The following is a 20751-nucleotide window of genomic DNA, read 5'->3' as shown; positions in this document are numbered from 1 at the left end:
ACCGGAGACCTCCATGCGCCTTGTTCGTGCCACCCTGCTGCTGGGTGCAGCGCTGCTCCCGATCGCCGCCGCCGCCGCCCAGACCGCGCCGGCTCGGCCTGTCCCGGCAGCAGCGGCTGCGGCGGTGAAGCCGCTGGCGTTCACCGAACGCACCCTCGCCAACGGCCTGCGGGTCTATGCCCTGCGCGACACTTCGACGCCCAATGTAGCGGTGCAAGTGTGGTACGACGTCGGCTCGAAGGACGATCCCAAGGGCCGCTCGGGCTTCGCCCACATGTTCGAGCACCTCATGTTCAAGGCGACGCGCAACCTCGTCTCCGAGCAGATGGATCGGCTCACCGAGGATGTCGGCGGCTATAACAACGCCTCCACCAACGACGACTACACCAACTATTTCGAGGTGATCCCCGCCAACCACCTGCAGCGGCTGCTGTTCGCCGAGGCAGACCGGATGGCGAGCCTGGTGGTGGAGCCCACCAGCTTCGGCTCGGAGCGCGACGTGGTGAAGGAGGAACTGCGCCAGAGCACGCTCGCCCGCCCCTATGGCAAGCTGTTCTCCACCTATTCGTCGGCCGCCGCCTACACGACCCATCCCTATGCCCGCTCGACGATCGGCAGCATCGAGAACCTCGAAGCCGCGTCGATCGACGACGTCCGCGCCTTCCATGCGACCTATTACCGGCCGGACAACGCCATTCTCGTCGTCTCCGGCAATTTTGACGAGCAGCAGCTGAATGCCTGGATCGACCAGTATTTTGCCGGCATCAAGAAGCCGGCCGCCGTCATCCCCCGCGTCACCGTCACCGAGCCGGACCGCACCAAGGCGGTCAGCTACACCGTCTACGAACCCAACACGCCGCTGCCCGCGGTGCTGATCAGCTGGCACATCCCCGCCGACCGCGCCGCCGACATCCCGGCGTTGACGGTGCTTCAGGGGATCCTCTCCACCGGTGAAAGCTCGCGGCTCTACGAAAGCCTGGTCTACCGCGACCAGCTCGCCCAGGATGCGTCGTCGTTCCTCGACAGCAAGCAGGGCACCGGCAATCTGATCGCTTATGCCATCCTTGCCGGCGGCAAGACGGTCGACCAGGGCGAGGCGGCGTTGAAGCGCGAGATCGGTCGCTTCCGCGACGCGCCGGTGAGCGCGGCAGAGCTCGCCGAAGCCAAGAATGAGATCCTTACCGCCGCGATCAAGCAGCGTGAGACCGCCGAGGGCAAGGCCCGGGTGCTCGCCTCCTCGGTGATCATCGACGGCGACCCCCGCGACAATGATCGCCAGCTCGCCGCGATCGCACGGGTCACCGCCGCCGACGTCCAGCGCGTTGCCCGCCAGTATCTCGGCGACCACCAGTCGGCGACGATCCGCTACCTGCCCGACACCGCCAAGCCCGCCGGCGCCGCCGGTGACGTCATCCAGGTCGCAGCGAGCGTCCAAACCGCGGCGCTGACGCCGCCCGCCGACATCCCAATCGTCACCCCGGCACCCGACAGTCAGCGGATCGCCCCGCCAGCGCCGGCTGCACCCGTCGCCGCGAGCCTGCCGCAACCGGTGGAAACCCGTCTCGCCAACGGCCTGCGGGTGATCACCGTCGAGCGGCACGACCTGCCCATCGTCACCGCCTATCTTGTCTCCACCGGCGGATCGGCGCTCGACCCGGCAAACCGGGCCGGGGTCGGCAACCTCACTGCCGAGCTGCTCACCAAGGGCACGACGACCCGCTCGGCGACCGACATCGCCCGCCAGATCGAGAGCCTCGGCGCTTCGATCGACAGCGACATCGCCACCGACGGCGGCTCGGTGAACGTCACCGTCAAGTCCGATCAGCTTGCCCCGGCGATGGCGATCCTCGCCGATGTCGCCACCCATCCGGTGTTCGCTCCGGCAGAACTGGAGCGCGCCCGGGCTCAGCAGATCGACGCCGTTACCGTTTCGCTCAAGAACCCGTCGCAGTTGGCGGCTCTGGTGGCCGACCGCGCAACCTTCGGCGCCTCGTCATTCGGCGCGCCCGAAGGTGGCACCCCGGCTTCGCTCAAGGCGATCACCCGGGCCGACGTGACCGCCGCCTACGCCCGCACCTTCCGTCCCGATCGAAGTGCCCTGGTCATGGTCGGCGACGTCACCCCGGCCCAGGCCGAGGCGCTTGCCGAGCGCCAGCTCGGCGGTTGGCGAGCCGCTGGCAGCGCCCCCGCCGCCGCCACCGCACCGGCCGCCTATCCGGCACCGCGCGTTATCGTCATCGACATGCCCGGCGCCGGGCAGGCCGGCGTCGTCGTCGAGCGGCCGGCGATCGCCCGCTCGGATCCCCGTTATTACCCGCTCGGGGTCGCCAACACCGTGCTCGGCGGCGGCTTCTCGTCGCGGCTCAACCAGGAAGTGCGGATCAAGCGCGGGCTGGCTTATGGCGCCGGCAGCGGGTTTGACGCCAGTCGGGTCCAGGGCACCATCGCCGCGCGGACCCAGACCAAGAACCAGACGGCGGCCGACGTGGCGACGCTGATGACGGCGGAAATGGCCAAGATGGGGCAGGCGCCGGTGTCGGCCAACGAGCTCAGCACCCGCAAGGCGGTGCTGGTCGGCAACTTTGGGCGGACGATCGAAACCACCGGCGGCATCGCCGGCATCATCGGCGCCTACGTCCAGAACGACATCCCGCTCGTCGAATTGCAGCAGTTCACCGCCGAGGTGGAGGCGGTTACCCCGGCGTCGGTGCAGGCTGCCTCCGCCGCCTTCCTCGATCCCAAGGCGGCGAGCATCGTCGTGGTCGGCGACGCCAAGCAGTTCATCGATCCGCTGCGTCGGTCCTATCCGCGAGTCGAAACGCTGACGGAGGCCGAGCTCAAGCTCGACAGCGCGACGTTGAAGTAAAAGTCTTACCGCCGATCCGCTGCGTCCCACCCCGGGACGCAGCGGAATCCAGGGCGGACGATGCCACCGATATGCGCTACGACGCGGCCGCGCTGCACGGGGCAGCCGCGGAGGCAGGCTTGAGGGTACGGCAGCAGACGTTCCGGACGATGATGCGGGTCTGGCTGATGCTCGCCGGCACCGGACTGCTGCTGCTTGCGTTGTTGTCGGCTCAAGCCGCCTATCGAGCAGTGATCGAGCACCAAGGCTCGCTCCCCTCGACTGCCGCTAGCGACGAGACCACTGCTAAACCCACCGGCGGCACCCCGATCGGCAGCGCCCAGCCGGTGGCGGATACGGCCGCGCCGGCGGCAGGGGTCACAGGGACGATTGCTCTGCCAACCCCGCCAGCCGGTGCGGAGGCGTCTGCCTCCACGGGGATGGCAGACGGCGGCGTAATGCCGGCGGCTCCATTCTCGATGCGGTCCGCAAGCTATGTCGATCAAGCCCGGGCCCTCGAATGCCTGACTACGGCGATCTACTATGAAGCCGCGTCCGAACCGGATGCGGGCCAGTCCGCCGTGGCACAGGTCATCCTCAACCGGGTTCGACTCCCGGCGTTTCCGGCGACGGTGTGCGGAGTGGTTTATCAGGGATCCGAGCACGCCGGCTGCCAGTTCAGCTTCGCTTGCGACGGCGCGTTGGCCCGGATTCCAGAGAAGGCGGCGTGGCTACGGGCCGGGCGGACTGCCGGAATGGCGCTCGCCGGCTATGTCTACGCCCCAGTGGGGCTGGCGACGCATTACCACACCTATGCCGTGACCCCGGCGTGGAACCGCAGCATGGTGATGACAGACGTAGTGGGTGCCCATTTCTTCCATCGCTGGAAGGGGTATTGGGGCACCGCGGCGGCGTGCAGGCAAATATATCGGGGTGGCGAGCCGATCCCAGGGCCGCATCTGCCAACGACACTAGCGCCGATCGCCACAATCATTGCCGCGACCGCGCCGCTGGCGGCGATGCCACTGGCCGAGACCAACGCCGCCGCTGCGGCGCCGGCGTCGGCGCAGGTCGCAGCCGATGACCATCTGCCACCGGCCGCACAGGTGCTCGACCGGTGGAAGGATTCGGGCAAGCTGCTGTTCTAACCCGCCCTATTTGGCATTCTTCACAAAGGTGTCGAACCAGGCGAGCGAGCGTTTGCGGACGTCAGCGGCCTGGTCAGGAGCGGTCACGCAGTGGCCGGCATCAGGGTAGATCACCAGACTGACAGGGACGCCGCGGTCCTTGAGGGCATGCCACCACTCGATCGACTGGGTCGGCGGCACCTCAATGTCGCGCTCGCCGACGTAGATGAAGGTCGGCGTCTTCGCCTTGCCGGCCTGGTAGATCGCGGAGGCATCCTCATAGGCTTTCATGTCGTCGTACATCGACTTGCCGAAATAGGGCAGCATCCACTGGTCAATGCCGTTGGTGCCGTAATAGCTCACCCAGTTCGACAGTCCCGCCCCGGCGACGATTGCCTTGAAGCGATTGGTCTGGGTGTTGGCCCACATCGCCATGAAGCCGCCGTAGCTGCAGCCGGCGAGGCCGAGCCGGGCATCGTCGATCGGAGCGACGCGCTCGGCGGCATCGACGCCGGCGAGGATGTCGCGGAGGTCGCCGCCGCCGAAGTCGCGGCGGTTGGCGGCGGTGAACGCCTCGCCCTGGCCGTAGCTGCCCCGCGGATTGGGCAGGAACAGATAATAGCCGCCCTCGAGCATCGCCGCAGTCGAGCTGCCGGCGGTGACATAGGAGGGGGTCGAGGCGGCGGCGGGGCCGCCGTGGACGCTGACGATCATCGGCGCCTTCGCCCCGTCCGCCGCCGCCGGCTGGCGAGGTGCGAGCAGCCAGCCCTGGACGCTGTGGCCCTCGCTGCTCCAGCTGATGCTGCGGGCGGCGACCAGCGAGCCGGCGGCGTCATTGTCGTGGGTCAGTTGGCGGATTGCGGCGAGCGGGCCGGCGTTGATCGCCGGGGCATGCTCGAAATCCTGGACGACGGCCGCCGCCACCCTGCCGTCGGCGGAGAAGACGGCACGGCCGTCGCCGGCGGCGGTGCTGACCGGGCGGCTGAACCCGACGACCGGGGCGGCGCCGGGAGTCAGCGAGGCGACCTCGACCGCGTCGCCGGCGAGGCTGACGGTGCGCAGACCGCCTTGCGTCCAGGCGATGGTGGTCACCGTCGACCTGGCGCCGGCGGTGAGGTTGCGGGGCTTGCCGCCGGCGAAGGGGACGGTGAAGACGTCGCCGCCGACCGAGCCGAAATCGCTCATCAACCCGCCGATATAGGCCACCGTCTTGCCGTCCGGCGACACCCTGGGCTGGTTGAGCTGGGTGGCGGGCTTGGCGATCTGGCGGACGGCGCCGGTGGCGGCGTCGATGGCGTCGAGGGTGGCGACCCACCAATTGTTGTCGCCGTTGCCGAGTGCCGTGGTGGCCACGAAGCCGCGGCTGTCGGGGGTCCAGTCATATTCATAGACATAGCGGCCGGCCGGGGAGACCGGGGCGACCGCGGTTGCCGGAACGGTGGCGGCGATGTCGAATACCGCCAGCCGCTGCTCGTCGCTCTTCTCGCCGATCTCGCCGACCTGCCGGGCGCCGGCTTGGGTGGCACCGCTCTCCTTGGCGGCGCCGAGGGTGACGAGCAGGGCGACGCGCTTGCCGTCCGGCGACACCCGGGGGGTCTGGGCGATGCCGGGGATGGTGGCAAGGGTGCGGATTGCCTTGTCGGTGGCCAATTGGAGCGAGACGGTGCCGGCGGTGCGATCCCGGCTGAGGAAGACGAGGTCGCCGTTGGGGGCGAAGGCGAGGCCGGCGTAGGAACAGGTGGTGCAGGGATCGAGGGTGCGCAGGACATGGCCGTCGGCGGCCGAACGCAGGGTGATCGCGGCATGGCCGCCGCGGCCGCTGCTCGACTCGATCGCCGCCAGCCGGTCGCCGCGCGGCGAGATCATCAGCCCGCCATATTGGTGGAGCGGCGGGGTCGGCGCCGCCGGGCCGGCGATGGCGGCGGTGGTGGCGAGCAGGGCGGCAACGGCAGCAGCAGCGGTGAGGCGCATCGGGGTCTCCGAGAAGGAAGCCGCGATGCTTAGCGGCTGCGCCCACCGCCACAAGCCGCATGCTTGCGCCGCCTTCGAATTCGCCCCCGGAATGAGCCGGATTTACACCGGAAGCTGTTGTAATAGTTGACGGTTTCTTATCGCTCCCAACGCTATGAAGGAGTCGCGGCGCCCGGCGGTGCCGCGGATGACGTCGCGGTTCGTGCCCCCCTCCCCTTCAGGCGCGAACTCGCAGCGGATCGCGCATACCGCGTCCTCCCCGCGGTGTGTGCAGAACGGGGGGAGGCTGTGCCCGCTTCCCCCCGTTCCAGCCGCCGGCCAGCCACTAGCCAACCAGACCAGCGATCCGCGGTTCACGCGGCGCCGGCGGCCTCGCTGAAGCCGCTGCCGCGATCGGCGACCAGCGTCGGCGCCGGGCCGGTGGCGGGGCGGAGCGCTTCCTTTTCGGCGTCGGTCGGTACCGCGGTCGGGTCCGGGCGGAACGCCTCGGGCGCGCGATCACCGGCGCCGGGGTGACGGCCACCGATCAGATCGCTCGGGACGTGCTCGGCCGCAGGATTGGCCGTGCCCTCGTGGAAATGCTTCTCGGTCTCGGCCATGCCGACCGGCGCGGCGGCCATGTCGGCGGGCTTGGGGGCGATCGGTGCGGTGATGCTGTCGCCGACCACCGCGCCGGCGCCGGCCTCGTCGCTGTCTGCCGCCGCCGCCGTCGTCGCGCGCGGCAGGCGCAGCGCGCGCAGACCGCGGGTGCTGCCGGGCTTGGGGCCGAATTTGGCGGTGCCCACCGTCCAGGCCACCGCGCCCACCGCAAAGGCGCCAAGGCCGATGCCGATCTTCTTGATATCCATGGCGTCACTCCGTTGTCGCTGGTCGTGGGCGGTTAACGGGCGGGTGACGGGGGTGTTCCGGGGTGGTCGGGGGACGGCGCTCCCCCAGATGCCTGTTCGGACGCCTGATCACGCGCCGGATCAAGCGGCGGCTCGTCGGCATCGTCGAGCGCCACGGCATTGGCAGCGAACCAGGCGTCGCGCCCGGCGGCGGCCTCGAGCCAGGCGCGGTCGGGATCGTACTCGGGCAGATCGAGCAGCGTGCGTTCCTCGTCGGACAGCGCGCGCTCATAATCGTCGTCACCCCAGCTGCCCTGCTCGTCGCCGATGAAGTCGTCGGGTGGCGGGAAATGGGTGCGGTAATCGTCCGCTTCGGACGACCACCAGACGTTGCGCTCGAACTCGGCCTGGGCCGCAGCGGCGGTGACAAGTTGAGAAAGTTGAGACGCTCCTGCGGCTGTCGCAGGGTCCGGTTCGGGCGCGGGCTCGGGGGGCGGCGGCGCGAGCACGACAAGGCCGGCGGCCTCGGCGCGGGCCCATTGCTCGGCGGTCCAGCGGTGGCGCTCGGCGGGATCGAGATCGTCGCCGGTGCCGTCCGGCAGCGCGCGGCGGGCGCGATCGGCGCGGGCGAGCGCGGCGATGTCGGCAAGATCGGCGGCGGCATCGGTGCGCGCGGCGAGGAACAGGCCGGCGCGCGCCGGGCCGGCCTCGGCGGCGACCAGATCGAGATAGGTCTCGAAATCGCCGGCGACGAGGCGCGCGGCGGCGGCATCGCCGACCGCGCCGGGCGTCGCCGTGGCCTCGGCCTGGCGATCGAGCCGGGCGAGCAGCTGCAGGCCGAGGCGATCGTTGAGGCGGTGGCGCTCGACGGTCGAGCCATCGGGCCGGGTGATCGTCTCGGTGGAGCCGTGGAGCGCGCGCTCGAGCATGATATCGGCGAGGTGATCGCGCGCGACGAGATTGGCGGCGCGCCAGCCGAGCGCGAAGCCGGCGCCGGCCGGGCGGCGGCGCAGCGCATAGGCCGAGGTGGCGGTGAGCCCGACCATCTGCGCGGCGTGATCGACGGTGTGGCCGTCGGCGATGAATTCGAGGAAGCGGCGCTGGCGGGCCGGGGTCCAGCCGTCATGGCGCATGGCGCGGCCGAAGCTATCGGTGGGGCTGGGCTCGGCGCCGAGCGGGTCGGCGGGAACCCTGGCGGCCTCGGGAAGCGGGGTGGCGGCGGGAATGGGATAGTCGTCGAGCACGAGCCTTTCCTCCTGTGCGGCGCGCGATGGCGCGGAGGATGGTGAACATATGCAGAACGCGGGGCTGTAGGACAGCGGGTTTTTGGGGGGGCGTGAAGGACTTGGGAGGCCACACGCCGCCGTTCGCGCTGAGCCTCTCGACGCGCGGTGAGTCTCAGGCCCTTCGACAGGCTCAGGGCGAACGGGGGGAGGCGCTGGAGCGCTGTCGATCGCCGTGGCCGTCGGTGATCGAGCCGCGTTAGGCCGGCACGCGACCATCGACGCTTCACCGCGGCGGGCTGCTGCGGGCGCAGGCGCCCGAAGTCTCTACCCCATCTGCTCCGCCGCGAACCGGCCGGCGGCGGCCGGGCGGCAGACGTCGGCGGCGGGAAGCGAGCCGTCAAGCCAGCCGGCCCATTGCGCGCGCGCGGGGAGAACGATCTGGCGGTGGTGATAGGGCGCGATGTCCGGCCCGGGCTCGCAGGTGAGCAGGGTAAAGGCCTCGCCTGCCCTGCCTTCGCCGAGCTTGGGTTCGGTGCGCCAGAAGCCGGCGACGCAGAACCAGGCATCATGGGTGGCGGTGAAGCGCCATTTGGTCTTGCGGGCGCGCTTGGGCTTGGCGCCGAGCAGGTCGGCGGGCGGATCGGTGAATTCGTAGAAGGCGTCGACCGGGATCAGGCAGCGGCCGGATCCACCCCGCACAATAGTATTGTGCGGGGACCCCGAGCCGGCGCTTTCAGCCGGGGCGAAGGCGCGGCCCTCCGAGCGATAATTGTACACCGGCTTGCCGGTGGGGCCGGGCCAGCTCCAGCGGCGGATCACGCCGTCGACGCCGACGCCATCGGCCGCGGCGCGGAGGATCAGCGTAGGATCGGTGATGCGGATCGAGTCGAGCGGGGCGAGGTTGGGCAGCCCCTCGGGAAAGAGCAGCGGCACCTTGAGCTCCGACCAGTCCTCGCGAAACTGGCCCAAGGCGATGCGGCGGGCGACTTCGTTGCACATCGCGCGAACGCTAAGGTTTAGCGCTGGCTAGTGCTAGCTCAAATAGATTGGTCATCACCCGGTGGTTGCCGAACGCTCGCCACCTGCAATCTCTTGTCATCGACTCACGTCAGACCGGGCATCTAGGTATTCAGTGCGGATCTTAAGTATAGCTAGTATCGTCTCGGCAAGTCGATAGAACGTATAGATCCACTCTAGAAAAAGCCCTATTACAATTCCAGCAGCAATTCTCCGGACGCCAAAGCCGATTGCCAAAGCGGCCGACTTGATGCTTGCGAAGCTATCCGAAGTCACCATGTTTATAGAGAGTTGCGAGCTTAGCCAGGGCGGAACGCCAAATGATACTGTAAGAGCTGTCAAGAGAGCAAGCTCTGATACAGCAATGACAATAAATAGTCTCATTCGCGTCTGAAATCTAGCAGACAGAGCCTTCAACTTGACAATGTCCTGACGATCAGTCTCATTGTCCGGAGATGGAAGATCCGTTGTTCTTACTGCGGGCTCTGAAAACAAGGCGGTAAAGCTAAAACCAGTTAACACCGATATGACCAGCGAGACCACAGGGAACGTCTGGTCAATCACCCGATTGGCAAATATCGCAATGATTAAGACACATATCAGCTCAAAGCATAGTCTGGTCTTATGTCGGGCGTCGTCACCTCTGTAAGTGCCGTATACCTCACGAATCAGTGATGGTAACACAGTCGTTACTGCATCAGCGGCATTATTTGTTGTCGCATAATCCGTATCATTTCGCGCATCACAGTATCCCTGTCCGCAAGCCCATGTTCATTCACGCCAACCTGAAGTCCGAATTTTGTAGAGAAGTTATTTTCACCAAGGAGGTATATTGTCCGCTGCCTGCCGTCTTCACTGATTACGGCAGAACATCCGATGATATCGTTTTCATCAAGTGAAATTATTTCTGCCTGGTTCACAATCTCAGCGAGTATGCGCTTTCTCTGATCATTGTCTCCAGTTACACGACGCGCAGTATCAATGACACGTTCGCCAAAGTCGTTTCCAAATTCCGCACTTGTTATGGCAATAGCTCCAGATCTACCAAAGAGAGTGCGACGCTCCAACCTATCAGCGGCTTTCCTATATAGCAGCTTGAGGGAGATTGGCTGCCCCGCACCTATTTCCGCCGAGAGGCTTTTCAATGTTTTAGAAATGACCCGATAGTTTCCGCGCAGCAGGTTCACGAAGCAGCTTCTCAAACCATCATAGTCGCCGTAAAGGCCATGATAAGTTGTGCCGATAAGTATCTTCCCGTCACGCAAGTGCGTTATGAGATAGTGGAAGCCCCGCAAATTCAGATCTGCAGCTTCTACTACACCCAAGCGGTTATTGCGGTATCTCTGTCCGTAATACGCCCCGTCAAAATCTCCGAAGTGCACGCCACGCTCTGGCTCGACATGGAAATTGAAAGGAAGATCACGGCCAGCCTTTATGGCAGCAACCACTTCGTCATTACCTTCGTCCAGTGGATGAGTATCCCTGATCCGCTGCACGATACGCTCGAACTCACCGGTCGTGAACCCTTCTTCAATGGGTTGATCGGGATCTTCGTCATTTGGCGTTGATTTAACGAGGTAATTGAACGCCACAGTCACCTGGTTGTTACGCTGACGTTTAGCCACATTGCACCCCTACAGAGCTCTCCTCAGCAGAAGTCTCCACAAACGGACAATAGAGTCAATGGCTCATAATTTTGCATAGTCTTAGGCGGGTGTACTAAGCGCAGATTACCTCAGAGTTCAGCATCTTGTCTCAGCGTTTGCTTGACATCACTCCGCCGCCACCGCCTCCGGCCCGCGCCCTTTGAGCAACGGCTTAAGATACTTGCCCGTGTAGCTCCGCGGCTCCTTGACCACATCTTCCGGCGTGCCGACCGCGACGATTTCGCCGCCTTTGACGCCGCCTTCGGGGCCGAGGTCGATCACCCAGTCGGCGGTCTTGATGACGTCGAGATTGTGCTCGATCACCACCACGGTGTTGCCTTGCTCCACCAAGGCATGGAGCACCTCGAGCAGCTTGCGGACGTCCTCGAAGTGCAGGCCCGTGGTCGGCTCGTCGAGGATGTAGAGAGTGTTGCCGGTGGCGCGGCGGGCGAGTTCCTTGGCGAGCTTGACGCGTTGCGCCTCGCCGCCCGACAGCGTCGTCGCCTGCTGGCCGACCTTGACATAGCCGAGGCCGACCTCGACCAGCATCTCCATCTTGTCGCGGATCGGCGGCACCGCCTTGAAGAACTCGGCGGCATCCTCGACCGTCATGTCGAGCACGTCGGCGATGCTCTTGCCCTTGAACTTCACCTCGAGCGTCTCGCGGTTGTAGCGCGCGCCGTGGCAGACGTCGCATTCCACATAGACGTCGGGGAGGAAGTGCATCTCGATCTTGAGCACGCCATCGCCCTGGCACGCCTCGCAGCGGCCGCCCTTGACGTTGAACGAGAAGCGCCCGGGCTTGTAGCCGCGCGCCTGGCTCTCGGGGAGGCCGGCGAACCAGTCGCGGATCTGGGTGAAGCTGCCGGTGTAGGTCGCCGGGTTCGAGCGCGGGGTGCGGCCGATCGGCGACTGGTCGATGTCGATCACCTTGTCGAGGTGCTGGAGGCCGGTGATCTTGTCGTGCTTGCCCTGTTGGATGCGGGCGCCGTTGAGGGTCCGCGCGGCGGCGGCGAACAGCGTGTCGATGGTGAAGCTCGACTTGCCCGAGCCCGAGACGCCGGTGATGCAGGTGAAGGTGCCCAAGGGGATCGACGCGGTGACGCCGGTGAGGTTGTTGGCGGTGGCGTTGTGGACGGTGATCTCGCGGCCGTTGCCCTGGCGGCGGGTGGCGGGGACCGGCACCTCGCGGGTGCCGTTGAGGTAATCGGCGGTGATGCTGGTCTTGCTCTTGAGGATCTGCTTGAGCGTGCCCTGCGCGACGATCGCGCCGCCGTGGACGCCGGCGCCCGGCCCCATGTCGATCACATAATCGGCGGTGCGGATCGCATCCTCGTCATGCTCGACGACGAGCACGGTGTTGCCGAGGTCGCGCAGGCGCCGGAGGGTGGCGAGCAGCATGTCGTTGTCGCGCTGGTGGAGGCCGATCGAGGGCTCGTCGAGCACGTAGAGCACGCCCGACAGCCCCGAACCGATCTGGCTGGCGAGGCGGATGCGCTGCGATTCGCCGCCCGACAGCGTGCCGGAGGTGCGATCGAGGTTGAGGTAATCGAGCCCGACGTTGTTGAGGAAGCCGAGGCGCTCGACGATCTCCTTGAGGATGCGCTCGGCGATCGCATTCTGCTGGTCGCCGAGGTGCTGGGGCATGTCAGTGAAGAAGGCGAGCGCGTCGACCACCGAGAGATGGGTGGCATAAGCGATGTCGCGCATCGCGATCTTGACCGCGAGCGCCTCGGGCTTGAGCCGCGCGCCGTGGCAGACCTCGCAGGGGCGCGAGCTCTGATACTTCGCCAGTTCCTCGCGCATCCACGCGCTCTCGGTCTGGAGCAGGCGGCGGTTGAGGTTGCCGATCACGCCCTCGAACGGCTTGTTGACGTCGTATTTCTTCTTGCCGTCCACGAACGTGAGGACGACCGGCTTGCCCTTGGTGCCGTGGAGGATGGTGTCCTGGACCGCGGGGGCGAGATCGTCCCAGGGGGTGTCGAGGCTGAAGTCATAGGCGCGCGCGAGGGAGCCTAGCACCTGCATGTAGTAAGGCGACGGCGGGTTGGACTTGGCCCAGGGCACCACCGCGCCCTTCTTGATCGACAGCGCGTGATTGGGAACGACGAGGTCCTCGTCGAAGATCAGTTTCTCGCCGAGGCCGTCGCACGCCGGGCAGGCGCCCTGGGGGGCGTTGAACGAGAACAGGCGCGGCTCGATCTCGGCGATGGTGAAGCCCGACACCGGGCAGGCGAACTTCTCGGAAAAGACGATGCGGCCGGGGGGCGCGTTGTCGCCGAGCACCTCGGACTTGGGGGTGTGCGCCTCGACCGGGTCGGCGGGGTCGACATAGGCGAGGCCGTCGGCGAGTTTCAGCGCGGTCTCGAAGCTCTCCGCGAGGCGGGTGGAGATGGAATTGTCGCCCTCGGTGGGGCGGACGACGAGGCGGTCGACCACCACCTCGATGTCGTGCTTATACTTCTTGTCGAGCGCGGGGGCCTCGTCGATCTCGTGGATCTGGCCGTCGACGCGGACGCGGGTGAAGCCCGCCTTCTGCCACTCGAGCATCTCCTTCTTATACTCGCCCTTGCGGCCGCGGACGACCGGCGCGAGCAGGTACAGCCGCGTGCCCTCGGGCAGCGCCATCACCCGGTCGACCATCTGGCTGACCGTCTGCGCGGCGATCGGCTCGCCGGTGGTCGGCGAATAGGGCACGCCGACCCGCGCCCACAGCAGGCGCATGTAATCGTAGATCTCGGTGACGGTCGCCACCGTCGAGCGCGGGTTGCGGCTGGTGGTCTTCTGCTCGATCGAGATCGCGGGGCTGAGCCCCTCGATATGGTCGACATCGGGCTTCTGCATCAGCTCGAGGAACTGGCGGGCATAGGCCGAGAGGCTCTCGACGTAGCGGCGCTGCCCTTCGGCATAGATGGTGTCGAACGCGAGGCTCGACTTGCCCGACCCCGACAGGCCGGTGATCACCGTCAACGTATCGCGAGGGATGTCGACGTCGACGTCCTTGAGGTTGTGCTCGCGCGCGCCGCGGACGGAGATCTTGGTGAGGCTCATGGAGGCAGTTCTACTTCTGTTCTGGGGGCGAGGCTAGTCTGGCAGATAGGAACGCACGGGAGCCGCTGCCAGCACCCGCGCCCGGCAGCAATTGAAAGCCTGCGCCAGTGTCTTATGTTGGCGACACACGAACGAGAGGCACCGGCATGGCCAAGGACAAGAAGCAGAAGAAGGCGAAGCTCCCCAAGGAAGTGCTGGGCATCCGGCTGCCCAAGGAGGTGCGCGAGGTGGGCGGCGCGCTGCTGGAGAAGGCCAACAGCCCGCACGGGCGCGAGATGCTCGCGGCGGGGCTGACCATGGCGGCTGCGGCGGCGAGCGCGGCGGTGGCGCGCAACCGGACGCAGGCGAAGACCACAAGCGAGCCACGCGCCGAGGCGGCGGCATCGCCGCCGCCGCCGGGCGCGGGCGGGACGCACAAGGCACCGGACCCGCAGGTGATCGCCGATGCGCTGGGCCAGGCGGCCGACGCGGTACTGGGCCGACTGTTCGGCAAGAAGGCCTGATCCAGGGCGGCGGCTGGTAAACACCCCGCCGCCAGATCACCGTACAAACGCGTATATTTGGTCACAATGATCGCCCCGGACGTGTTGATCACAGCCAGTTCGGGCGGCCAGACTGCTGAAATAACGGCATTCTCCCAGGAAGCAGCGATGCAACCATCTGAAAACGTCCATACTGGATATTAACCGATTCGGGTCAAATGCCGGCGGCGAAGATTACGTCGCGGGGCAAGATGACGGTGTCGTTGGGGAATTCGCCGCGAACGCGCGGCACCATGGTGGCGAGGCTGGTGCTGGCGGTCGACGCGCTGCGCCGCAACCGGCGCGGCTCGACGCTGGCGCTGATGGCGGCAGGCCTGTTTCCGATGATCGCCTCGATCGGCGCGGCGATCGACCTTGCCCGGCTCTACATCACCACCAGCCAGATGCAGGCCGGCGTCGACGCGGCGGCGCTGGCCGGCGCCAATGCTTTCGACAACAAGGATGACAGCGACCCCAACGGCCGCAAGCAGCAGGTGATCGCCTATTTCCGGGACAACTTTCCGGACGGCTACATGGGCGTCCAGCAAGGCGGCGGCACCCCGCCGATCGGCGGTACCAAGGCGCTGGAGGACCCGATCTTCACCACCAACAACGGCGTCAGCCAGACGGTGGTGAACGCGGTCGGGCTGGTGCCGATGACGTTCATGAGCATCTTCGGGATCGGGCCGCACACCGTGTCCGTCACCGCGCACGCCGAATTCCAGCCGCACCCGCTGGAGGTGATGGTGGTGCTGGACAATACCGGATCGATGCAGGACTCGATCAACGGCACCACCAAGATCAACGCGCTCAAGACCGCGATGCACGGCTTTATCAACGTGCTGTACCAGGGATCGCAGAATCCACAGCCGAACCTGGCGTTGGGGATCATCAACTATACCAACCAGGTAAACGTTGGCTCGCTGCTCAAGGCCGCGAACATCCCGATCGAAACCCTGGCGGGGTTCAGCGACCGCAACTGGGCAACGGGAGATACAATCGGCTGGAAGGGCTGCGTCGCCAATGACGAGACGGTGACGAACATGGTCGCCGATCCCAGCAAGCCGGAGCCCGGCGCCTATGACATCACCAACGTGCTGCCCGGCGAGCTTCCCCAGCCGACGTCGACCCATACGATGGCGGCGATCAAGCCGCTGATCATGCCGCCGCTGTGGACGCCCAAGGATACCGGCCAGCCGCAGACCACGGCGACCACATATTACACGCCGAGCAGCCCCGACACCAACAACCTGTATTTCGACCCCAAGGTAGGGACCGGGACGGCGGCCGTGAGCGCGCTGGCGAACTCACCGACGTTCAAGCGCTTTTTCTACCGTTACTACAAAGCGCTGAACAATGGTGCGTCGAGCATGACGGATGACGTCATCGTCGCGACCGACCAGAGCAGCTACTACGACACCACCGCCGCGGGCGCGTTCAACCCGCTGACCAACACCGGCACCGATTTCTACGTCCGCGCCGACAAACTGCCCAACCTCGCCTCGTTCAGGGCAGCGGCGGCCTATGTGGTGACGAGCAACAGCACCGCTTTGCCCTCGCCCAACTGGCAATGCCCGGAGCCGGGGCTGCCGATCACCTATAATGTGCCGCGCGCCACCTTCGACAATTACGTCGACCAGAAGGTGTGGGCGATCAAGCCGGCCAACGGCACGATGCACCATACCGGCTTTATCTGGGGATGGCGGATCCTGTCGCGCTACGACAAGTTCGCGCGCACCCAGCCGACCGGCTATGGCAAACCGGTGCGCGCGATGGTGTTCATGACCGATGGCGAGACGGCCCTGAGCACGACGAGCAATGCCAACGACAAGGTGTACACGGCCTATGGCTCGATGAACGACCAGACCATCACCACCTCGCTCAACAATGCCTCCAACAACTTCTTCGCCGCTGCCGACCTGCGGTTCGCCAAATCATGCGCGCTGGCCAATTCCTATGTCTTTCCCGACAGCGGCAAGAGCCCGCAGATCTATGTGGTCGCGATCAACGGCTCCAACGACATCGATTCCGCCAGTCAGACCCGCCTGGCGAATTGCGGCAAGAATGGCTTCTTCCTGACCACCAGCCCGACCGATCTCAACAGCGCCTTTTCGCAGATCGCCCGCACCCTCGTCGACGTGCATCTGACGCAATGATCGCGCTGCTCCCGCTCCGCCGGCTCGCGGCCGACCTGCGCGGCATCTCCGCCGTCGAGTTCGCGATGCTCGCGCCGGTGCTGATCCTGCTGATCTGCGGGACCATCGACCTCGGCTATATCTATGTCGCGCAGAGCAGCCTCACCGGCGCGGTCGCCGCAGCGGCGCGTGCGAGCAGCGCCACCCAGGAGAGCAGCCAGGCCGATCGCAACGCCGCGATGCAGACCGCGATCTCACGGACGATGAACCGGTTCCTGCTCGTCCCCGGCCAGCACCTCAACGTCGTCGCCACCGCCTATCGCAATTTTAGCGAAACCCGGCCCGAAGATTACACCGACACCAACGGCAACGGCAAATATGACGGCCCTTCGGGATCGTTCGTCGGCGAGCCCTATACCGATCGCAACGGCAACGGCGTGTGGGATCCGGCGCTGCCGATCGCCAACAGCACGGTGGGCGCCGAGGGCGATGTCGTCACCTATACCGCGACCTTCCCGGTCCAGCATCTGTTCGGCTTTCTCAACCTCGGCGGCCCCGGTGCGCGCGGCGTGACGCTGCGCGCAGCCTCGGTGGTGCGCAACGAGCCGGTGAAGACACAATGAGCGTCGCACCAACGCCCTCTCCCGCCCCGCGGCGCGCCGGCGTGCTGCCCCGGCTGGCGCGTGATCGCGGCGCGGTGAGCCTGATCGAGTTCGCGCTCGCCATGCCGCTGCTGCTCGGCTTCGCGCTTGGCGGGCTGGAGATGGCCAATTACATCCTCGCCTCCAACACCACGCAGCGGCTGGCGACGATGGTCGCCGACATGGTCGCGCAGACCGGGGTGGGCGGGATCGCCACCTCCGAAGCGCAGATCTACGATCTGTTCCAGGCAATCGACGTCTCCGCGCAGCCGCTCAAGATGCGCCAATATGGCCGGGTGATCTTCACCGTGGTCCGCGCCGAGCGCCAGTCCGACGGGGTGGTGCGCAACGTCTTTGCCGACGCGACCTACGCCCAGCAGTTCGACGGCGGCTATGTCGCGGCGCTGCCCAGGCTCGGGTGCCACACCACCCAGACGCTGCCGAGCTTCAGCCGGGTGCTGCCGGTGGGCGAGATCATGGCGCACGCGCAGGTGACCTATCGCTACCAGCCGCTGCTGCCGACCAGCGTGTTCAGCTATTTCAAGGCACCGCTGGTGATCACCCGCACCGCCGATTTCCGGATGCGCAAGAACCAATTCAGCGTCTCCGGCGACAGCGCGCATCCGGTGAAGAGCAACTGCACCACGCCGCTTGGCGTGTAGCGGCGGCGCTCGCTGGCCGCAGAGGCCAAGGCGCAAGCCCTGACCATCTACCCAAAACGGTTCTGTTACAGTTCGTTAAGCAGCAAACGGGGAAAGCGGATAAGGCTCGGACCGGGCCGGGTGACGAGGGGCAGAGACCGGATGGAACAGGTGGAGGGTCGCAGGTTCGTCGGCAGCGCGGATGACGGAGATGAAATCTCCGCCACGCTGGCCGGTATCTATGACGCGCTCGCCGCTCATCCTGCGCTGTCTGCCGCGGCCGCTGCGGCCGAGCCGTCGCCGGCGCCGCCCGCACGGGGATCAACCGGCGATTTCGGCAGCGCCGATCTCGATCGGGCGCTGAGCCGGGCGCGGATCGGCATCCTCCACCGCGATTCCGCGCGCCGCGTGCTCGCCGTCAACGAGCGGTTCTGCGAACTGATCGGCCGCCGGGCCGATGAACTGGCGGGCGTGTCGCTCGAGGCCTACATCCACCCCGACGACGCCGCCGCCGCCAATGCCGAATATAACAGCCATACCGCGACAGCGACGCCGTACGACCGCGACCTGCGCTTCGTGCGCCGCGACGGCAGCGTGGTTTGGTGCGCGATCTCCATCTCCTTTGTGTGCGACGACGTCGGTCGGGCGATCTCGACGATCACCGTGCTGCGCGACATCACCAGCCGGCGGACGGCCGAGGAAGGCCTGCGCGAAAGCGAACGGCATTACCGCTATTCAGTGGACCTCAGCCCGACGATCAACTGGATCGGCTCCGCCGAGGGCCTGATCGAAGAGGTCAGCTCGCGGTGGGAGGACGTCACCGGCGGTGCGCCCGCCGATGCGCTCGGCGAGCGCTGGCTGGAGGCACTCCACCCCGACGACGCCGCGCCGACCATGGCCGCCTGGGTCGAGGCGCTGGCGACCTGCCAGCCGGTCGACATCGAATATCGGCTGCGTACCCGCGACGGCAGCTATCGCTGGTTCCGCTCGCGCGCCGCGGCGCGGCTCGACGGCGAGGGTCGCGCGATCCGCTGGTACGGCACGCTCGAGGATATCGACGACCGCAAGCTTGCCGAGAATGCGTTGCGCGAAAGCGAGGAGCGGTTCCGCCTCGCCGCTCATGCCGCGGGGCTCGGCATCTGGGATTATGACGCGGTCCATGACCGGCGCGAATGGTCCGATGAGTTCAAGCGCATGCTCGGGCTGCCGCTCGACACCGAGCCCAACGTCGCCACCGCGCTGGCGCTGGTGGTGCCCGAGGATCGCCATGCGCTCGAGCGCCTGGTCGCCGCGGTGGCGGCGGGCGACGGCGGCCACCGCTTCGAAGTGACGCTGCGCATCCACCGCGCCGACGACGGCGCGCTGCGCTGGATGCAGACCGGCGGCTGGCGGATCGAGGGCGCGGCGGGCCAGCTCGGCCGCGTGCTCGTCACCGTCCGCGACGTCACCGAGGAGCGCACCGCCGAGCAGCGCATCCGCTGGGCGGCGAGCCACGATGCGATGACCCGGCTGCCCAACCGCGCCGCGTTCGGCGAGCGGCTCGAGCGCGGTATCGCGCAGGCGGAACGCGACGGCAGCCGGCTGGCGCTGGTGCTGTTCGACGTCGATCACCTCAAGGAGACCAACGACACCATCGGCCATGACGCCGGCGACCTGCTGCTGCGCACCTTTGCCGAGCGGCTGCGCGAGGCGCTGGGGCCTGACTGCGCGGTGGCGCGGCTCGGCGGCGACGAGTTTGCCGCGGTGCTGACCGACATCGACGGCGAAGCGACGGTGAGCGAGCTGGTGCTGCGCGTGCTGCGGGTGCTGCGCGAGCCGTTCACGCACGAGGGGCGGATCCTCGACTGCCAGGCGACCGCGGGCGGATCGATGTTTCCGGTCAACGGCCGCGACGCCGCCGAACTGCTCAAGGCGGCCGACATGGCGCTCTATGCGGCCAAGGGACGCCAGCGCGGCGGGCTGCTGATGTTCCGCGCCGACATGCGCGCCGATGTCCAGCGCCGCTCGTCGATGATCAGCATCGCCCGCGACGCCGCGCATGACGATCGCATCACCCCCTTCTACCAGCCCAAGGTGCAGCTGCTGAGCGGCCGGGTGAGCGGGTTCGAGGCGCTGCTGCGCTGGCGCGACCGTCAGGGCAGCCTGCACCTGCCGGGCACGATCGCGGCGGCGTTCGAGGACCTCGACCTCGCGGTGGCGCTGAGCGAGCGGATGCTGGAGCGGATCGTCGTCGACATGCGCGACTGGCTGGACCGCGGGATCGATTTCGGCCGGGTCGCGGTCAACCTCTCGCCCGCCGAATTCCGCCACGAGAGCCTTGCCGACCGGATCATGGAACGGCTGCACGGCGCCGGGGTGCCGCCGTCGCGGCTCGAGCTGGAGGTGACCGAAACCGTGTTCCTCGGCCGCGACGCCGAATGCGTCGGCCAGACGCTCGACGCGTTCAGCCGCGCCGGGGTGACCATCGCGCTCGACGATTTCGGCACCGGCTATGCCTCGCTGACCCACCTCAAGGCCTTCCCGGTCGACGTGATCAAGATCGACCGCAGCTTCGTCAGCAGCCTCGATACCGATGCCGGCGACGCCGCGATCATCGACGCGGTGGTCGGGCTCGGCCACCGGCTGGGAATGAAGGTGGTCGCCGAGGGCGTCGAGACGCTGGCGCAGGCGCGCCACCTGCGCGAGGGCGGCTGCGACGAGGGCCAGGGCTATCTGTTCGGTCGCGCGGTGCCGGCGGCGGTGGTGCCGGGGCTGATCGTCGGCGAGCAGTGGAAGGCGGTCGGCTGACGCCGCCGATTCGCGGCGGTCCGATCGTCGCCATTGCACATGGCATCGGTCGACATCGGCGATGCATGCCGTACTTATACTGCCAGAACCGTCTTAAAATTTAATGTGACGGATGATTGCAGTCATCCCGATCAATGGAGATCGACACTATTCTTCATAGCTGGCATCGCATTATATCAGCTGCTGTAGATGTTATGCTCGGTTACCTGATGCTATATCCACTCGAGTGCTAGCGCACTGTCACGGTTAACCTATGTAAGGCATGATCCTTGGCAACAAGCGCTGTGGTGGCATCTATTTGCGCCGGCGCTGTCAT

General features: G+C 66.7%; 13 protein-coding genes. 7 read left to right on the top strand and 6 right to left on the bottom strand.

Translation table 11 applies throughout. The features are described 5' to 3' along the window. Window positions 1-13: 13 nt before the first annotated feature. Both AC07M8_RS13940 and AC07M8_RS13935 read left to right on the top strand, forming a co-directional pair. Window positions 14-2866 (top strand): M16 family metallopeptidase, encoded by a 2853-nt coding sequence (locus tag AC07M8_RS13940; protein ID WP_495174934.1) that lies wholly within the window; start codon window positions 14-16, stop codon window positions 2864-2866. A 71-nt stretch (window positions 2867-2937) separates the two neighbouring features. Further along, complete coding sequence (locus AC07M8_RS13935; RefSeq protein ID WP_495174933.1) at window positions 2938-3993, top strand: cell wall hydrolase; 1056 nt, start codon at window positions 2938-2940, stop codon at window positions 3991-3993. Between the two features lie 6 nt (window positions 3994-3999). Here the strand turns inward: AC07M8_RS13935 and AC07M8_RS13930 are convergent, their stop codons facing one another. The 6 genes from AC07M8_RS13930 to uvrA all read right to left on the bottom strand — a co-directional run bounded on the left by AC07M8_RS13930 (window position 4000) and on the right by uvrA (window position 13710). Further along, a complete protein-coding gene (locus AC07M8_RS13930) occupies window positions 4000-5943 on the bottom strand; it encodes a S9 family peptidase (RefSeq protein WP_495174932.1) in 1944 nt (647 codons plus the stop codon). 353 nt (window positions 5944-6296) lie between these two features. Continuing rightward, on the bottom strand, window positions 6297-6791 hold the full coding sequence (locus tag AC07M8_RS13925; RefSeq protein WP_495174931.1) for a hypothetical protein: 495 nt from the start codon (window positions 6789-6791) through the stop codon (window positions 6297-6299). A 32-nt stretch (window positions 6792-6823) separates the two neighbouring features. Next, window positions 6824-8014 (bottom strand): hypothetical protein, encoded by a 1191-nt coding sequence (locus AC07M8_RS13920; protein WP_495174930.1) that lies wholly within the window; start codon window positions 8012-8014, stop codon window positions 6824-6826. A 306-nt stretch (window positions 8015-8320) separates the two neighbouring features. Then, complete coding sequence (locus AC07M8_RS13915) at window positions 8321-8995, bottom strand: SOS response-associated peptidase family protein (protein WP_495174929.1); 675 nt, start codon at window positions 8993-8995, stop codon at window positions 8321-8323. A 707-nt stretch (window positions 8996-9702) separates the two neighbouring features. Continuing rightward, complete coding sequence (locus AC07M8_RS13910; protein ID WP_495174928.1) at window positions 9703-10638, bottom strand: hypothetical protein; 936 nt, start codon at window positions 10636-10638, stop codon at window positions 9703-9705. A 147-nt stretch (window positions 10639-10785) separates the two neighbouring features. After that, window positions 10786-13710, bottom strand: a complete 2925-nt coding sequence (gene uvrA, locus AC07M8_RS13905; RefSeq protein ID WP_495174927.1) for an excinuclease ABC subunit UvrA — start codon at window positions 13708-13710, stop codon at window positions 10786-10788. A gap of 146 nt (window positions 13711-13856) precedes the next feature. Here uvrA and AC07M8_RS13900 point away from each other — a divergent pair, with 146 nt between their 5' ends. From AC07M8_RS13900 to AC07M8_RS13880, 5 genes are all read left to right on the top strand, one after another. After that, entirely contained in the window at window positions 13857-14213 is a 357-nt protein-coding gene (locus AC07M8_RS13900; RefSeq protein ID WP_495174926.1) for a hypothetical protein, read from the top strand. A 272-nt stretch (window positions 14214-14485) separates the two neighbouring features. Continuing rightward, window positions 14486-16387: a TadE/TadG family type IV pilus assembly protein gene (locus tag AC07M8_RS13895; protein WP_495174925.1), complete on the top strand. Its 1902-nt coding sequence runs from the start codon at window positions 14486-14488 to the stop codon at window positions 16385-16387. Next, complete coding sequence (locus tag AC07M8_RS13890; protein WP_495174924.1) at window positions 16384-16989, top strand: TadE/TadG family type IV pilus assembly protein; 606 nt, start codon at window positions 16384-16386, stop codon at window positions 16987-16989. Before AC07M8_RS13895 ends, AC07M8_RS13890 begins: the two co-directional genes overlap by 4 nt. After that, the gene (locus AC07M8_RS13885; RefSeq protein WP_495174923.1) at window positions 16986-17669 is read left to right on the top strand and encodes a TadE/TadG family type IV pilus assembly protein; all 684 of its coding nucleotides are present in this window, start codon (window positions 16986-16988) and stop codon (window positions 17667-17669) included. Before AC07M8_RS13890 ends, AC07M8_RS13885 begins: the two co-directional genes overlap by 4 nt. Window positions 17670-17789: 120 nt before the next feature. Then, a complete protein-coding gene (locus AC07M8_RS13880; RefSeq protein WP_495174922.1) occupies window positions 17790-20435 on the top strand; it encodes a sensor domain-containing protein in 2646 nt (881 codons plus the stop codon). Window positions 20436-20751 lie beyond the last annotated feature (316 nt).

The organism is Sphingomonas sp. GW821-FHT09E03, assembly GCF_059416225.1.
Note: the sequence above shows the minus strand (reverse complement) of the source record. Positions and strands in the feature narration are given on the sequence as shown.

What these genes read in the sequence shown, in the direction of transcription:
- AC07M8_RS13925 (WP_495174931.1), bottom strand. Translation starts at nt 6,791, where the DNA reads ATGGATATCAAGAAGATCGGCATCGGCCTTGGCGCCTTTGCGGTGGGC.
- AC07M8_RS13930 (WP_495174932.1), bottom strand. Translation starts at nt 5,943, where the DNA reads ATGCGCCTCACCGCTGCTGCTGCCGTTGCCGCCCTGCTCGCCACCACC.
- AC07M8_RS13900 (WP_495174926.1), top strand. Translation starts at nt 13,857, where the DNA reads ATGGCCAAGGACAAGAAGCAGAAGAAGGCGAAGCTCCCCAAGGAAGTG.
- AC07M8_RS13890 (WP_495174924.1), top strand. Translation starts at nt 16,384, where the DNA reads ATGATCGCGCTGCTCCCGCTCCGCCGGCTCGCGGCCGACCTGCGCGGC.
- AC07M8_RS13895 (WP_495174925.1), top strand. Translation starts at nt 14,486, where the DNA reads ATGGTGGCGAGGCTGGTGCTGGCGGTCGACGCGCTGCGCCGCAACCGG.
- AC07M8_RS13935 (WP_495174933.1), top strand. Translation starts at nt 2,938, where the DNA reads ATGCGCTACGACGCGGCCGCGCTGCACGGGGCAGCCGCGGAGGCAGGC.
- AC07M8_RS13940 (WP_495174934.1), top strand. Translation starts at nt 14, where the DNA reads ATGCGCCTTGTTCGTGCCACCCTGCTGCTGGGTGCAGCGCTGCTCCCG.
- AC07M8_RS13915 (WP_495174929.1), bottom strand. Translation starts at nt 8,995, where the DNA reads ATGTGCAACGAAGTCGCCCGCCGCATCGCCTTGGGCCAGTTTCGCGAG.
- uvrA (WP_495174927.1), bottom strand. Translation starts at nt 13,710, where the DNA reads ATGAGCCTCACCAAGATCTCCGTCCGCGGCGCGCGCGAGCACAACCTC.
- AC07M8_RS13885 (WP_495174923.1), top strand. Translation starts at nt 16,986, where the DNA reads ATGAGCGTCGCACCAACGCCCTCTCCCGCCCCGCGGCGCGCCGGCGTG.